General features: G+C 42.9%; 12 protein-coding genes and 1 pseudogene. 5 read left to right on the top strand and 8 right to left on the bottom strand.

Going from position 1 to position 15927, the window contains the following annotated elements:
* Nucleotides 1-2: 2 nt before the first annotated feature.
* A complete protein-coding gene (gene uca, locus FTT86_RS05235) occupies nt 3-3623 on the top strand; it encodes an urea carboxylase (protein ID WP_180180746.1) in 3621 nt (1206 codons plus the stop codon).
* A gap of 72 nt (nt 3624-3695) precedes the next feature.
* On the opposite strand, the pseudogene FTT86_RS05230 reads toward uca, so the two are convergent.
* A pseudogene (locus FTT86_RS05230) lies at nt 3696-5591 on the bottom strand (AAA family ATPase).
* Nucleotides 5592-6203: 612 nt separating this feature from the next.
* Here FTT86_RS05230 and FTT86_RS16080 point away from each other — a divergent pair.
* The 4 genes from FTT86_RS16080 to FTT86_RS05215 are packed head-to-tail and all read left to right on the top strand — an operon-like array spanning nt 6204 to nt 9610.
* Nucleotides 6204-6335, top strand: coding sequence for a hypothetical protein (locus tag FTT86_RS16080; RefSeq protein ID WP_004647016.1), 132 nt, complete (start codon nt 6204-6206; stop codon nt 6333-6335).
* Nucleotides 6328-6771, top strand: coding sequence for a CopG family ribbon-helix-helix protein (locus FTT86_RS05225; RefSeq protein WP_004280384.1), 444 nt, complete (start codon nt 6328-6330; stop codon nt 6769-6771). Before FTT86_RS16080 ends, FTT86_RS05225 begins: the two co-directional genes overlap by 8 nt.
* 11 nt (nt 6772-6782) lie before the next feature.
* On the top strand, nt 6783-8591 hold the full coding sequence (gene atzF / locus FTT86_RS05220; RefSeq protein WP_180180745.1) for an allophanate hydrolase: 1809 nt from the start codon (nt 6783-6785) through the stop codon (nt 8589-8591).
* Nucleotides 8588-9610, top strand: a complete 1023-nt coding sequence (locus FTT86_RS05215) for an ABC transporter substrate-binding protein (protein WP_180180744.1) — start codon at nt 8588-8590, stop codon at nt 9608-9610. The genes atzF and FTT86_RS05215 overlap by 4 nt, the downstream gene beginning before the upstream one ends.
* Nucleotides 9611-9880: 270 nt before the next feature.
* Here the strand turns inward: FTT86_RS05215 and FTT86_RS05210 are convergent, their stop codons facing one another.
* The 7 genes from FTT86_RS05210 to FTT86_RS05180 form a co-directional block, all read right to left on the bottom strand.
* Nucleotides 9881-10210, bottom strand: coding sequence for a multidrug efflux SMR transporter (locus FTT86_RS05210; protein WP_004280373.1), 330 nt, complete (start codon nt 10208-10210; stop codon nt 9881-9883).
* Nucleotides 10211-10218: 8 nt separating this feature from the next.
* On the bottom strand, nt 10219-11100 hold the full coding sequence (locus FTT86_RS05205) for a hypothetical protein (RefSeq protein WP_180180743.1): 882 nt from the start codon (nt 11098-11100) through the stop codon (nt 10219-10221).
* Nucleotides 11097-12104, bottom strand: a complete 1008-nt coding sequence (locus tag FTT86_RS05200) for an isopenicillin N synthase family oxygenase (RefSeq protein ID WP_180180742.1) — start codon at nt 12102-12104, stop codon at nt 11097-11099. The genes FTT86_RS05205 and FTT86_RS05200 overlap by 4 nt, the downstream gene beginning before the upstream one ends.
* Before the next feature lie 77 nt (nt 12105-12181).
* Nucleotides 12182-13063, bottom strand: coding sequence for an ABC transporter ATP-binding protein (locus FTT86_RS05195; RefSeq protein ID WP_180180741.1), 882 nt, complete (start codon nt 13061-13063; stop codon nt 12182-12184).
* Nucleotides 13063-14007 carry an ABC transporter permease gene (locus FTT86_RS05190; RefSeq protein WP_180180740.1) on the bottom strand — a complete coding sequence of 315 codons (945 nt, stop codon included), beginning with the start codon at nt 14005-14007 and terminating at the stop codon, nt 13063-13065. The genes FTT86_RS05195 and FTT86_RS05190 overlap by 1 nt, the downstream gene beginning before the upstream one ends.
* 245 nt (nt 14008-14252) lie before the next feature.
* Nucleotides 14253-15269 (bottom strand): CmpA/NrtA family ABC transporter substrate-binding protein, encoded by a 1017-nt coding sequence (locus FTT86_RS05185; RefSeq protein WP_180180739.1) that lies wholly within the window; start codon nt 15267-15269, stop codon nt 14253-14255.
* Between the two features lie 10 nt (nt 15270-15279).
* Nucleotides 15280-15858, bottom strand: a complete 579-nt coding sequence (locus FTT86_RS05180) for an ANTAR domain-containing response regulator (RefSeq protein WP_004280362.1) — start codon at nt 15856-15858, stop codon at nt 15280-15282.
* Nucleotides 15859-15927: the final 69 nt, after the last annotated feature.

The following is a 15927-nucleotide window of genomic DNA, read 5'->3' as shown; positions in this document are numbered from 1 at the left end:
CTATGACTTTAAAATATGGGTTTAATAAAGTTCTCATCGCCAACCGTGGTGCAATTGCTTGTCGTGTGATTCGTACCCTAAAAAAATTAGGCATTCAATCGGTTGCAGTGTATTCAGAAGCCGACCGTGATTCATTGCATGTGACTTTGGCCGATGAAGCCGTATTCATTGGCGATGCACCTGCAAGCCAAAGCTATCTCAATGTCGATAAAATTTTAGAAGTTGCTAAACAAACCGGTGCTCAAGCGATTCACCCAGGTTATGGCTTTTTATCTGAAAATGCTGAGTTTTGTGACTTATGTGAAGCGCAAGGCATTGTGTTTTTAGGACCAAATTCAGCGCAAATGAAATCATTTGGTTTAAAACACACTGCACGTGAACTCGCGATTCAAGCCAATGTACCGCTACTTCCGGGTAGTCAACTCTTAGCAGATGAAGCTGAAGCGTTATTGGAAGCCAATCGTATTGGTTATCCAGTGATGCTGAAAAGTACCGCAGGCGGTGGCGGGATCGGGATGCGTTTGGTGTGGAATGAAGAAGAGCTGAAAGATGCTTATGCAACCGTCTCCTATTTAGCCCAAGCCAACTTTAAAGATGCAGGTTTGTACTTAGAGAAATTCGTGCAAAATGCCCGTCATATCGAAGTGCAAATTTTTGGTGATGGCAACGGTTTAGTGTTGGCGCTTGGCGAGCGTGATTGTTCGGTGCAACGTCGTAACCAAAAAGTCATTGAGGAAACACCTGCACCACATTTGAATGATGAGCAACGTGCTTATATTCAAAATGTCGCGATTCAATTGATGCAATCGGTGAACTACCGCTCGGCAGGTACAGTTGAATTTGTGATGGATACTGATACACAAGAGTTTTACTTCTTGGAAGTGAATACCCGTCTACAAGTGGAACATGGTGTGACAGAACAAGTCTTCGGTGTGGACTTGGTTGAATGGATGGTGACTTTAGGTAGTGGCGATTGGGTTGCGCCAACATCAACTTTGGAATCTAAAGGGCATTCGATTCAAGTTCGTCTCTATGCCGAAGATCCAATCAAAAACTTCCAGCCAAGTGCAGGTTTACTTACACATGTCGAGTTTGATGCTAATGCACGTAATGAAACTTGGGTAGAGACAGGTTCAAACGTATCGTCATTCTATGACCCAATGATTGCCAAAATTATTGTGACTGCGGATGATCGTGCATCAGCGATTCAAGCCATGACCGATACATTGGCTAAAACCCAAGTGGCTGGTATCGAAACCAACCTTGAATATCTACAAAACATTATCGACTGTGATGTATTTAAAGCCGGTACGCAAACCACACGCTTCTTAAATACCTTTGAGTGGAAAACCCAAAAGATTGAAGTCCTTCAAGCAGGCATTCAAACCGCCGTGCAAGATGTCACAGGCCGTTTGGGCTATTGGGATGTCGGCGTACCGCCATCAGGTGCGATTGATCCGCTGTCTTTAAATGTTGCGAACCAACTGTTAGGCAATGCACCAAATACCGCAGGGCTCGAATGTACCTTGCAAGGCCCAAGCTTAAAATTCCATTGTGATAGTCAAATTGTATTGGCAGGTGGTGATATGCCATCGACGTTGGATGGTGTGTCTGTCCCGATGTGGCAGACTGTGAATGTGCGCAAAGGTCAGGTACTCAAATGTGGCAAGATCGCCACAGGTTGCCGTACTTATATCGGGATTAAAGGTGGTCTGAATGTGCCTGAATATTTAGGCTCACAAGCGACTTTTACCTTAGGTCAGTTTGGTGGTCATGCAGGGCGTAATTTATTGATTGGCGATATGCTTCCAATCACGGCATTTACATCCGATGAAGTGAAAGCATTAAATGAAGATCAAATCCCAACATTCTCAAATACTTGGGAAATTGCGGTGATGTATGGTCCACATGGTGCACCTGATTTCTTTACCAAAAACGACATTGATACTTTCTTTGCCAACGAGTTTGAAATTCACTTTAACTCAAGCCGTACGGGGATTCGTTTGATTGGTCCAAAACCTGAATGGGCACGTCAGGACGGTGGCGAAGCAGGTTTGCATCCATCCAATATTCATGACAATGCTTATGCGATTGGTGCGATCGACTTCACCGGAGATATGCCAATTATCTTGGGGCCAGATGGTCCAAGTTTAGGCGGTTTCGTGTGTCCTGCGGTGGTGATCAATTCAGAGCTATGGAAACTCGGTCAGCTTAAAGCAGGCGATAAAGTGAAATTTGTGCCTGTGAGTTACCATCAAGCCAAATTGCTGAATGAAAAATATCATGCGCAATTAACTGCTAAAGATACGCAAGCAGTCACTTTTGATGAATCATTCTATCCTGAAATCAGCACCTTAAAATCTGCCATTTTAGATACCTTGAAAGGTCAAAATGGTACGCCTGATGTGGTGTATCGTCCTGCGGGCAATAACTATATGTTGGTGGAATATGGCGAGTTGGTGCTTGATTTAAACCTACGTTTCCGTATTCACGCCTTAATGCAATGGGTCAAAGATCAAAATATTCAAGGCATTATTGACCTGACACCGGGCATTCGTTCACTACAAATTCATTTTGATTCGACCCAACTCGATCAGATTGATTTATTGCGGATGCTTCAAGTGGCAGAAGAGCAACTGCCTGATGTGACGGAAATGCAAGTGCCATCCCGTACCGTGTATTTACCGCTGGCTTGGGAAGATTCACAAACTCAACTTGCTACTGAGCGTTATATGCAAACCGTGCGCCCTGACGCGCCGTGGTGTCCGGACAATATCGAATTTATCCGTCGTATTAATGGCTTAAAAGACAAACAAGCCGTGAAAGATGTGGTCTATAACGCGAGTTATTTGGTCATGGGCTTGGGCGATGTGTATTTGGGTGCGCCCGTGGCGACCCCGCTTGATCCGCGTCAGCGTTTGGTTACCACCAAATATAACCCTGCACGTACCTGGACACCTGAAAATGCCGTTGGTATTGGCGGTGCGTATATGTGTGTTTACGGTATGGAGGGTCCGGGTGGCTATCAGTTTGTCGGTCGTACTTCACAAATGTGGTCACGCTACCGTAAAAATCCAGACTTTGAGCAAGGTATGCCGTGGTTATTGCGCTTCTTTGATCAAATTAAGTTTTATGAAGTGTCTGAGTCTGAGTTGATGCAGATGCGTGAGGACTTTAAAGCAGGTCGTTTAAAACTACGTATTGAAGACGGTGTATTGAACTTAAAAGAATACAATGACTTCTTAAATGAAAACCAAGAATCTATTTCGGCGTTTAAAGCGGTGCAACAAGCCAACTTTGATGCAGAGCGCCGTCGCTGGCATGAAGCAGGTCTTGCGGAATATGTCTCTGAAAGTCTAGATGCTGTGGATGATGGCGAAGGTGTTGAAGTGCCTGAAGGTGGTTGTGCGGTGGAATCACATATGCCAGGTTCAATTTGGAAAATTGAATGTCAGTCAGGCGATATTGTGGAAGAAGGTGCGACCTTAGCTGTGATTGAAGCGATGAAGATTGAGATACCAATTATTGCACCTGAGCGTATGCGTGTCGATGCGATTACCATTGAAAAAGGGCAAACGGTGAAAACGGGGCAGGTGTTGTTTACATTGGCACCAGTGGCTTAAAGAATCCTCCTTAATCCTCCTTTTTCAAAGGAGGGAATTTCCCCTCTTTATTAAAGAGGGGTTAGGGGAGATTTAAGAATTACATTTTTCGATATGCTTAAATATTCGTTCACATAACGCTTTGGCTTTTGGTGTAAGTTCCCAATCAGGTTTTTCATCGAAATCTTTGATGATTTCTCGGCAGAAATCTAGTTTATATTTTATTGTACCTACACCTTTACCATCAGCAAATGCAGTTTTATCAGTTGATGTTCTGGTATTTCGTATTTGATCGTCTAATAGTTTTCCTATTCCATAATCTTTATGATCAAAGTAATCAGATGCAGTGATTGAATCTAACTTTTCTATAGTAAACCCCTGTTTAGTTCTAGTTTGCATCTTGCTAAACTTTTTTTGAGCTACTCTAATGATTGCCTCTTTCGGCAGAGTATTTTCTGTTTCCTTGCACTCTAAAATTAAATAATTATCTTTTTTCAACTCACGCTTTAAAACTTCTACACGATCAGCTTTACCTTGAATATCACCATCAGCAATGAGTAACATTTCACTTGCGACAGCTTTAGCACTTAAACCTTTATCTTCCAATTGATCAGCATATGTATCACTAAAGCACCAATGCACTAAATTACTTCCTGCATACTCTACAAATGTATAGTGATAATTCGGCATAAAACGACGATACTTTTTATAAAGCTCTTCATTCGGTTCTTCTAATTCAGCTAAATATTTTTCCATATATTTAGTGATATAGAGCCGATCGGTAATGCCTTCTACCCATATCGTACAGTTCGCCAAATAAACAGAAGAAGGACGTACGCTTAATGAAGCAAGTAGGTCACGATCTCGGTCACAACGCTTAATTTTAAAATCAAATTCGCTTGGGTTATCTATTTTCGGTTGTTTTACAAATTTTTGAATTATGACTTGGTCAGATTCATCTGCCATATCGAGTAAATGATTGGAGTGCGTTGTAAAGAAATAATAGTGGTCAGTTTCATCCAAATAGAAATTCATAAGCTGACGAACCATACCTGCGTGCATATGTAACTCAGGCTCTTCTATAAAGAAAGCATGTCTTTTATCTTTGTTGATGAATGCTTCATAAGTCAAAATGATTGCTTGTTGTAAACCATCACCTAACTGTGAAATAGGGAATTGCCTATCACTACCTATTTTAATATTTACAACATCTTGATCATGCTTAGGGATAAGTGAAACAGGTTCATTATCAAAAAAATATTCGCTTAATTTTTCTTCATATTTTTTAATCAGTTCACGTTGTTCTGGTTCGCCTAAAAGGTGAATTTTAAGTTCATGGTAGAGGCCTTCACCTGTAATTATGTTTGATAAATTAAATTTTCTATTCTCTAAACATTCTCCGTTTGATTCTTTATCCATAAAGTAATCTTTATGGGTACGCTCATAATAGGCTTTTTTATTTTCTTCTAAATTAACAGGGCGCATACCTCTTAGTATAGGAATATAGGATTTTTTGCTAAAACCTAAAAAGTTATTAAAGTGATCTATATCTTTTTTAATTTTTTCATAAAATGTTTATAATTCTTTGGTATTAGCATGAGTATATCTAGATAAATCATTAAATTGTTGATCAAAAAATCTTTTATACTCAGCTCTAGGAAATAAAGGTGCATTTAAAATATTAGTTATATGGGGTAATAGATGTGTTTTTTGATAACCTGATCTATTATCTAGGCTAAAGCTATACTCTGGTAGTGAATTGACTAAATTTTCAATATGTTTAATATCTTCATGATGAGTTAGGCTATTTAAAGAATGAAAGTCAATTATAGTTTGAAATAATGATCTTAGAAAACGACTTTTCCCTGCATTATTTTTCCCAATAAAAAAGTTTAATCTTTTTATTTCTATAATTTTATCGTAGTCGACTTCATTGTCTGAAGTATAATTGTCTAAGTTTTCAGCCCAATAATATAATTTTTCAGTCATAAAAAGCCCCCAAATATGGGAGCTAATTTAGCAGCAATTCATTACTTTTCAAATGAGTTATGAAATAGTGATTGATTCAAATCTGGTTGGTCTTTATTTTAGCAGTATAACACCTTAATAGATGACGGCCTGAATCACTTAGCCACACTTTGATGCACACTCGAACCCCAATGGTGCAAAATGGGCTATTTTTTAGCCGAACTTAATAAAATTAAATCATCCTTATTCTGGCTTATATATGTATGTGATCGATTTTAAAAGCATTCTGCTTAAATCTATTCTATTTTTATATTGTGGCACGCTTAATGCTTTTATTTATATACAACCTAAATAGAGGAGAACAATACACTTGATCACTCAATTACAAACATCGGTTAACCATTCATGTATAAAAAGAATAGCAAGGACATGATCATCAAAATGGAATAAACTGGTGAAATACAAAACTTACTTTTGCTTTAGAACAAGCCCCATCTCACTGTTATGGGGCTTTTTTTTCGCCTTTTTACCCAATTTTATTTATCACGTCCCAATAAGCACAAACTGGCACGCTTTCTGCATTTTCCTAAGTAATACGAAATTCTGGTTTTGTAATATCCACAGGAGATGCACATGAACAATCCGACATCAAATAAAAAAATGCATCCATGGCTTCACTTTCTGGTTGAGCTGCTCAGCGTACGCGCAGGCTTTCACATCAAACAGTCGTCCCAATATCAACCCAAGGATCAACATCGTGCCTAAACAAAAATTGGCACGGATCAGTATCACCGTGCCAGAAACCACGCTGCATGCGATGGATCAAAAAATTGTCGAGCAGCACTATGAAAGCCGTTCGCAGGCCATTGTCGACATGATTAACCGTCACCTGATTGATGATCTGGTGATTCGCGATGAAGTCATGGTTGGCACACTCACCTTGCTCTATGACGTCAGTCTGAAACCGCTGCGCAGTCAGCTGGTCGATCTGCAACAGCAGTATCTGGCACAAGTGATCAATTCGCTTCATATCCAGCTGGATGATGAAAAAATCCTGCAAGTCATGCTGATGCAGGGCGCGAGCAGTGACCTGAAAGAAATTAGCGAACAATTTATTGCATTGAAAGGCGTGATTAAAGGCCATCTCGAACTGATGGATGCCGTCATGCCACCCATTCCACAAAATACCGAACACACTTAAGGAGAACAGCTGTGCACAACTTATGGACTGTACAGGACTGGCAACACGCCTACCAGAATAACAATATCCAGCTTAGTGACCTGATTGAGTATGTTGCCGGATTGAATAATGACGATCATGCCTGGATTTCAATTGCAACAGCAGCACAATTACAGGCACAAATTGATGCATTGACTGGTGCAGATAGTGCAAGCTTGCCACTTTATGGGGTGCCATTTGCAGTCAAGGACAATATTGATGTTGCAGGGTTCTATACCACAGCAGCATGTAAAGAGGTAGCTTATCTGGCAACTTCCGATGCAACCGCAGTAGCCAAATTAAAAGCTGCCGGCGCGATTGTCGTGGGTAAAACCAATCTGGATCAGTTTGCGACGGGTCTGGTTGGTGTGCGCTCCCCATACGGCGCGGTAAAGAACAGCTTTAATCCTGAATATATCAGTGGCGGCTCGAGTTCGGGTTCCAGTGTAGTCGTCGCAAACGGATTAGTGCCATTTTCACTGGGTACAGATACTGCAGGTTCAGGACGTGTACCGGCAGGGCACAATAACATTGTCGGACTCAAACCGACCAAAGGCTGGTTCTCGACTACAGGCCTGATTCCGGCTTGCCGCACCATCGATGTGATTTCGATTTTTGCCTTAACGGTGGATGATACCTGGCAGGTAGCGCAAGTCATGCAGGGCTATGATGCCAGCGATGAGTATTCCAGAACGCATCCTCAAAATGTTCCTAGCCAATTTTCAAAAGGGAAAATTGCCATTCCAGATACACTGGAATTTTATGGCGATGCTGAAACTGAAAAAGCATTCCAGCTGGCGATCGCACGTGTACAAAGCTTGGGTTATACGGTTGAGCCGATTGATTTTGCTCCATTTCAACAACTGGCAGCGGCCTTGTATAACCGCTCTTGGGTAGCTGAACGTACCAGTGCCGTGGAAAAAATGGTGCAACGCGAGCAGACCCATCCGGTAATTGGCCAGATTATTGCACAGGCAGACCGGTTCAGTGCGGTCGATGTCATGCAGGATGAATATGAACGCGCCCGCCTGAGCCGTGTTATTCAAAATACACTGGCAGATTATGATGCCTTGATGGTGCCTACGGCACCCACCATTTATCGCATTTCAGAAGTAGAAGCGGATCCTCTGGTAAAAAACAGCCACATGGGCGCTTATACCAATTTTGTCAATTTTGCCGACCTGTCGGCTTTGGCGCTACCCAATAGCATTCGTGCCGATGGTTTGCCAACGGGCGTGACCTTTATTGCACCAGCCTGGATGGATGAAGCACTGGCCAAATTCGGGCAAAAATGGCAGCAAGCAAGCCAGTTAAAGTTGGGCACATCTGAACTTAGCTATGAAAAAATAACTGAAATCTCATCGGGTCACAGCGTCAAACTGGCTGTCGTCGGTGCACATCTAAGTAGAATGCCGCTGAACTTTCAGCTGACCACACGTGGTGGCACCCTGATCAAGCAGACCCGGACTGCTTCACATTACAAACTCTATGCTTTAAAAAATACCACACCGCCAAAGCCTGGCCTGCAATACAACGCCAAAGGCTTTTCAATTGAAGTAGAGGTCTGGGACATTCCACGTGCACTGTTCGGGGACATTGTTGCAGAAGTTCCGGCACCTTTGGGGATCGGTAATGTCCAGCTGATTGATGGTACTTGGGTCAAAGGCTTTATCTGTGAAGGCTATGCACTTGAAGATGCAACAGATATCAGTCATTTCGGTGGCTGGCGCGAATTTATGAAATCTAAACAACTTTCAAATACCAAATTTAAATGTGAATGCATAGGGGAAGTCGCAAAATGATCAAAAAAGCACTGATGTCCGTTTCCGTACTGTCTGCAATCCTTTTTAGTGGCTGTGACAATACTGCTAAAGTACCTGAACCAAGTGCCAAGGCAGAAGGACGTGTGACGACTCAGCCCATCCGGATTGGTTATAGTGACTGGCCGGGATTTGTGGCCTGGCAGGTGGCGATTGAAAAAGGCTGGCTGGAAGATGCCGGAGTTAATGCCGATTTTAAATGGTTTGACTATTCTGCTTCACTCTCTGCATTCGCAGCGAATCAGCTGGATGCTGTACTGGTCACCAATGGTGATAATCTGGTCACTGGCTCTGGCGGCACCAAGGGTGTGATGATCATGGCGACTGATTATTCAGCTGGAAATGACGTGATTATTGCCAAGAATGGCATTAATTCGATTCAGGATCTGCGCGGTAAAACAGTTGCGACTGAAAAAGGCCTGGTCGATCACTTGTTACTGTCCACTGCACTAGAGGATGCCAAGGTTAAACTGAATGAAGTTAAACTGGTCAATACCATGACCAATGAATTGCCACAGGTTTTTGCCACTCCCGATATTGATGCGATTGCAGTATGGCAGCCGGTGGCAAATCAGGCTTTATCTGCGGTGGCCGGTTCCAAGATTATTTTCACCTCTAAAGACAAGCCTGGATTAATCTACGATACCTTGACCGTGAATCCAGCCCATCTGGAAGCCAATAAAGAGCAATGGAAAAAGGTGATTCAGGTTTGGGATAAAACTGTCAAATACATCAATGACCCGGCGACTCGTGAAGATGCCGCACAGATCATGGCCAAACGTGTTGGTGTCGATGCGAAAACCTATATGCAGTTCATTGATGGTACGCATTTACTTGATCTGACCGCCAACAAGAAAGTCTTTACCAAAGGTGATGGTTTCGACTCGATCTATGGTTCTAGCTATCATGTGAACAAGTTCAATGTGGCCAACGGCATTTATACGACTGAAATGAACGTGGATGGCGTGATTGTTCCAACGCTGGTGCAAGAGCTGCAATAAAGCCTGATCTCTTACATAAGAAATCCCCGGTCTGGGGATTTCTTATTGTTAAATGAGTAGATATTTTTTATAAATCAAAAAATGATTGAAGGGATATTGAAAAGCTCCTTCTCCTTCTGGGATGAGAGGCATAGCTTCGCATGAGGATGAGGGTATTTATTAGAAAGAACCCCTCCCTGAGGAGCATGCTCCGCAAGTCTCCTACAAGGAGAGGCAATTTACTTCTTAATAATTAAAAATGACTGATGAAAGAACGCTAATATCAAAAAATTAAAGCTGCGTACTTTTGGAAAAGACATTGATAAAAATAATGCCAATGATCATAAACGCCAGACCGATCAGCGCGGGAAGATCCAGTTGCTGTTTAAACACCAAGAGGCCAACCGTTGAAATCAGGATAATGCCGGCACCAGACCAGATTGCATAGGCAATGCCCATCGGAATAGTTTTCATGGTCAGTGACAGGAAAAACAGGGCAACGGCATAACCGGCAATGGTGGCAAGTGAAGGCCAGAGCACGCTAAAACCATTGGAGGCTTTCAATGCAGAAGTTGCAATGACTTCTGCAATAATGGCAATCGAAAGATATAAAAAAGACATATTTCTCCCTATAACACCCGTTCTGCATGCTGCATCAGGTGATCCTGTTCTGACTTCAGCCAGCTTTCAGCTTGTATAGTCGTGGGGGTGGCATATTGAAATTGGTAATCCGGCTGGTACATGTCCAGCTCAAAAATCAGGTCGATTTTACGGTCATCGAGAACCACATGCTGAACCAGACTGCTTTCATTGAGAACTTCAAAATTTTCCAGGTTAAAAGCTTTACCTGTCTCACTGCTGCAGGTGCTGTAAGTTTTAGCTTGACCCTCAGTCCCGATAGAAACCTCAAAACTTTCCACCAAGGCAAACATGCTCGGATCGACAGCCTTCAAATCCATTTGAGCGACTGCACTTTGCACTTCAGGCAAACGTGTCAGGGCATAAGCAATATGATCAGCACAAATAATCAGGCCACCATCCATTTCCAGTGTCTGACCAGATTGAACATCAATCCCAGATTGCAGACGCAGGCCTAAAAATAAACCCCGTTGTACCTGCTGGCGCCAGTCTTCGACATAGACATTACTTGGAGAAAATTCCAGAATGCAGTTGCCAATCGCATGTAACTTGGCTGGTTCCGGCCACTGCACATGATTCTGATAATTGGCGTAGTCTTTTACCTCCCAAGACAAGAGTTGGCTGGCGTTATCCCAAAGCGTATTGCCAATCCAGCCTTGGCGTTCCTGAACAGCTGTTCCGGTCTGGCTTTTTAGACGCAGATCAATGGTAAAACTGCGCGACTGAAACCAGTACACAATGGTGTTTTCATCGGTCAGGCCATTATAAAAACTGATGCTTTTACGCCGGAAAGCACCATATAAAAAGCCCGGAATAATCTCTGGCTGAGGGATGGTGGGCTTTAAAGTCTTGATCACTTCAAACAGATTCATAATGCTGTCTCCGTCTGTTCTTCAAGTCCAAAAGAGGAAAGTGGTACAGCATTTTTTAAGATCAGTTCACCGCTAGCAACGCGCTGTTTTAAATATTGAAAGGTCTGGGCGGTCTGATTAAACAGGTGCTCACCCCCGATCAGGGCAGAATATTTGGAATTTTCAGTGTGAATAACCGGTTCAATCACGGTGTCATAATTGCAGGCGCAAAACAGCGGGAATGAATAACGTTCTTCCGAGACCTTTTTCACGCGGTGCTTGGTGGCGAGATATTTACCATTCGACAGAATTTCCATCATGTCCCCGATATTCATCACCAGTGTGTTTTCAATCAGTGGAATGTCGATCCATTCGCCGGCTTTATTCAAAACCTGTAAGCCGGGTGCGGTGGGTAACAGCAGGGTAAAGCATTCATAATCGGTATGTGCGCCAATACCTTCGGCATCTTGCACTTCCGGATTATAGGGATAATGAATCAAACGTAGCTGACTTGGTGCATCAGTAATTTTGCTTTCAAAAAAATCCTCACGAACGCCCAACGCCAGTGCAAAGGCAGAAAAAATCTGCTGGCTGATCTCACGCAGATGGCTATAGTATTGGCTGACAATAGACTTGAAATCCCGATGGTCTGGCCATAAGGTGGGCCCAAGTAAAGGACAGTCTTTTCTTACCCCCTGATAATCATAATTGACATCATAGGCTTCTTTTAAATCATAACTGTTGCCGGCAAACTGCTCTTCGCCAATTAGCACATAGCCGCTATGATTTTTTGATTTGCCAATATAGTGCTGCATTTTGGTGTCCAGATCCTGAGAAAAATAGGACTGGGCCATTTCAATCAGGTCTTTGGCGTAGTCAAAATTAAACTGGTCGCCTTGCAGATAGAGAAATCCAACTTCTTTACAGGCATGATCCAGAGCATGAGCAACTTCAATACGATCGGCTAAATCCGGACTTTGCAATTTTGAAATATCAACCAGTGGGAGTACATATTGCGCTTGCATGACAATCACCTCTAATGTTGGTCGTCCAACACAGCGATTAAAACCTTCGGGTCGTCCCAAAGGCATTTTGAATGAGATTATTTATTGATGCTGACCTTGGTCATACGCGGAATGACCGGCAGTTCTGCCAGTGCCGGATCCAGTTCATCTTCCTCAGCATGCACCAGATAATCGACACGTTGTCTTAACTGTTTAAATTCAGGACTAAGCATGACGTCTGGATGGCGTGGACGAGGTAGATCAACTTCGATAATTTCCTTGATTTCACCCGGATTGGCTTTCAGCGCCACAATACGGTCGGCCAGTAAAATGGCTTCATCCATATCGTGAGTCACAAAAATGATGGTGATGTCGATATTTTGCCAAAGATCCATCAGATGACGCTGCATTTTTTGCCGGGTATGCGGATCAAGTGCCCCAAAAGGTTCATCCATCAACAGGATTTTCGGTTCATTGACCAAAGCCCGGGCAATCGCGACACGCTGTTTCATCCCGCCAGACAGCTCATGCGGATACTGGTTTTCATACTTTTCCAGACCAATAATATTGATCCATTCACGTGCCTGTGCTTCAGCCGCTGCACTACTTTGGCCTTTCATGCGCGGACCAAACATGACATTTTCCTTGACGGTTTTCCATGGAAACAGGGTATAGCCCTGAAACACCATGCCACGCTCCGGACTTGGGCCGGTAATCGGCTGGCCATCCACCAGAATCTCACCACTGCTATAAGGATCCAGACCGGCGACTACACGGCTAAAGGTTGACTTGCCGCAACCGGAAGGCCCAATCACACAGATGAACTCCCGCTTATGAATTTTCAAATTGAGTGCATTTAAAACCGTACGTTCGGTTTTGCCATGACTGAATTTCTGTGTCAGTTGCTTCGCTTCCAGAATCACCGGGCGGGCATAAATTTTGTCAAAGTATTCGCGGGTATTAAATTCAGTGTTTTGCATCAGTTAGCTCCCGGTTTCCATTTAAATAAGCGTTGTCCCAGTTTCATTAAAATCACATCACAAAGCAGGCCAATCACTCCAATAATCAGGATCGCGGCAAAGACATTATCAAAGTTCTGATAGCGGGCTTGCTGGGTAATAAACCAGGTGATCCCGGATGTACTGCCAATCAGTTCTGCTACGATTAAATAGGTCCATGCCCAACCCAACAGTACGCGCAGATTACGGTAAATCTCTGGCATAGCTGCTGGAATCACCACATAAAACAGGCTTTTGAGTTTATTGGTGCCTAGGGTAAAACCGGCTTCAATCAGGCTGCGATCGACCAGACGTGTGGTATTGGCAATAATCAGGATTTGCTGGAATAAAGTTCCAATCACAATGATGGCAATTTTGGGTGCATCATTAATGCCAAGAATGGCGACAGCCAGTGCACCAAAGGCCGGAGCAGGCAGATAACGGAAAAATTCAACAAAGGGCTCGGTCAGCTGGGAAACTTTATTGGAGAATCCACATAAAATACCGAGTGGAATACCAACTAAGGAAGAAATAAAGAACGCGGTAAAGACCAGCTTGATACTGTGCCACAGGCTTTCATGAAACCAGGGCGCATTGGCCTGAGCCGGCTCCGTGGTAAAAGCTGTGATCAGTGCAATTGCCACTTGATGTGGTGCAGGCAGATAAATCGGGTTGACCAGAATACCCTGCGGCGGAGCCAGACCTTGATCTACTGCAGATTGCGCAGCAGAAAAAAACTGGTCTTTATCAATACGACTCTCGACCTGTAAATAGGCAACACTACCGGAATCAGTAATCTGGACTTGTGGATGCCAAATAAATGGCAAGTAGCTGACTGCACACCAAATTAAAATTGGTATTAAAAAAGACCCCAAGCCAAACAGTAATTTATTTCTTTGACTGAGTTCACGTGCAACGTAACTCATAGTGTTGCCCCTCAATATTACAAATTTTATAAAACGTAATACTGAATAAGCAAAATGGATGCCATTTCATACCAAATCATGAAATGACTCTTAAAAGGATTTATTTTTTAGAAAAAATTAGCAGACAACTCTTAATCATATTCAAGAAGTTAGATCAGAATGCAGAGATTTTTTAATCATTTTCTGGAAAATAGACTCAATGAAAAAGACCTGAAAAATCAGGCCTCTTTTTTCAGTAACATCATTTAGCCAATAATGTCTGCATGCTGGCTTTGCAAACTATAGATGCACTGTTCTGCAATCTGTTTTTTCTCGGCTACGGTCATTTCAATATCTTCCCATTTCTGCATCTGCTGCAGAAGCCAGATAAAATCATCGACTTTCGGTTGGGCACTTTTCCCAACAAAATTCCGGATAATATTCTTGATCTTGTAAAAGTCATAGACATGCCGCTGGGCGGAACATTCAAACTGAATAATCTGATAATCGACTAACATATCCCAGACTTCGGAAAGATCAGGGCGCTGCTTTAAATCATCCTGCGCTTTTTGTACTGCCTTGACCACTGCCTCTACGGTAAATGGATGCTGTTCTGCCCATTCCTGGGTCATGGCCAAGACTTTATCGGCAACTTTTGGAATGACATTCTGGCTCGCCGCGACGATAAAACTATAACCTTCAAGTTTGGCCTGAATATTCCAGGGTTCTCCCACGCAAAAGCCATCGAATACCTGTTCTGCGATTCCTTTTACCATGGAAGGCGGTGGAGACGTCATCAGCTGGATATTCTTGGCCAGTTGTGGATCAGTCAGCGCCAACCATTCTTTTAAACAGTAATGGTGAATTGAATATTTATACACATAGGCCAGATTGATGGGATGATTCTTTTGTAAAGCCTGTACCAGTTTCTTTGAGGTACTTTGTTCATCATCCTCAGGCTGGATACCGAGTTCATAGCACAGATCTTGGCGCAGACTAATAAAAGCCTGATTCACGCTCAGTACTAGAGGGGTTTGCAAAGCCACCTGTAACTGGTCTGTGCCCAGGGCAGCAGCGGGCAACATGGCGGACAGACAATGTGCAGCATCCAGAAAGCCATAGGCCAGACGGTCACGCAAACTTGACCATGAGGCTTCGCGGATTAAATTGATGGTTAATCCTTGCTCGGCAAAATAACCCTGTTTTTCAGCCCAGAGAATGGCAACACAATCAAGTAAAGGAATATAGCCAATATTGAGTTCAGTTTTTTCTAATGTGGACATATGCTTTTCCTTATTGGCCCAGTAACAGCTTCTGTGCATCCAGTAAGCGTCTGGCCATTTCACCAATGGTAATCCGGTGACTCATGGCATTTTTACGCAATAAAGCAAAAGCTTGCTCTTCCGTTAAGGCATGCAGCTGGATGAGCAGGGCTTTGGCTTTATCGATATCTTTACGGTCAATCAGCTTGTCCTGGGTTTCTTTTAAATCGTTCAGCAGCTTTTTATGTTTGCGGAATTGTTCAATTGAAATTTCCAGAATGCTTTCTAGTTTGGTGGGATCAATACCATCGACAATATAAGCCGTGATTCCGGCATCAATCGCACTTTTGATGGTGTCTTTATTGGAGTTCTGGGTAAACAGCACGGTCGGAAGTTCATATTGGCTGACACAGCTTTCAATAATATCCCGATGCGGATGATCCATATTCAGCAGGATCACATCTGCATGAATACCCTTAACATGTACCATATTCAGGTCATTCAGGATTAAACAGGCCACCACCTGAAAATCATGTGAAAGTAAGGATTCCTGGATGAATTGGGCGCGCTCCAGATCATCATCAATAAGAGCAATTCGTAATTTGGACATGGAATATTTTCAAGTAAGGCCTAAGGAATATTCAAGCAGGAGTAAAGCAAAAAACATGCCATTAAATTG

The sequence above is a fragment of the Acinetobacter sp. YH01021 genome, assembly GCF_013420255.1.
GTDB lineage: Bacteria > Pseudomonadota > Gammaproteobacteria > Pseudomonadales > Moraxellaceae > Acinetobacter.
The sequence above is the reverse complement of the archived record's forward strand: the minus strand, read 5'-3'. Positions and strand labels throughout refer to the sequence as shown.

Excerpts from the sequence above, each read along its gene's own strand:
- uca (WP_180180746.1), top strand. The coding sequence starts at position 3 with ATGACTTTAAAATATGGGTTTAATAAAGTTCTCATCGCCAACCGTGGT.
- FTT86_RS16080 (WP_004647016.1), top strand. The coding sequence starts at position 6,204 with ATGAACAATCCGACATCAAATAAAAAAATGCATCCATGGCTTCACTTT.
- FTT86_RS05215 (WP_180180744.1), top strand. The coding sequence starts at position 8,588 with ATGATCAAAAAAGCACTGATGTCCGTTTCCGTACTGTCTGCAATCCTT.
- FTT86_RS05210 (WP_004280373.1), bottom strand. The coding sequence starts at position 10,210 with ATGTCTTTTTTATATCTTTCGATTGCCATTATTGCAGAAGTCATTGCA.
- FTT86_RS05205 (WP_180180743.1), bottom strand. The coding sequence starts at position 11,100 with ATGAATCTGTTTGAAGTGATCAAGACTTTAAAGCCCACCATCCCTCAG.
- FTT86_RS05200 (WP_180180742.1), bottom strand. The coding sequence starts at position 12,104 with ATGCAAGCGCAATATGTACTCCCACTGGTTGATATTTCAAAATTGCAA.
- FTT86_RS05195 (WP_180180741.1), bottom strand. The coding sequence starts at position 13,063 with ATGCAAAACACTGAATTTAATACCCGCGAATACTTTGACAAAATTTAT.
- FTT86_RS05190 (WP_180180740.1), bottom strand. The coding sequence starts at position 14,007 with ATGAGTTACGTTGCACGTGAACTCAGTCAAAGAAATAAATTACTGTTT.
- FTT86_RS05185 (WP_180180739.1), bottom strand. The coding sequence starts at position 15,269 with ATGTCCACATTAGAAAAAACTGAACTCAATATTGGCTATATTCCTTTA.
- FTT86_RS05180 (WP_004280362.1), bottom strand. The coding sequence starts at position 15,858 with ATGTCCAAATTACGAATTGCTCTTATTGATGATGATCTGGAGCGCGCC.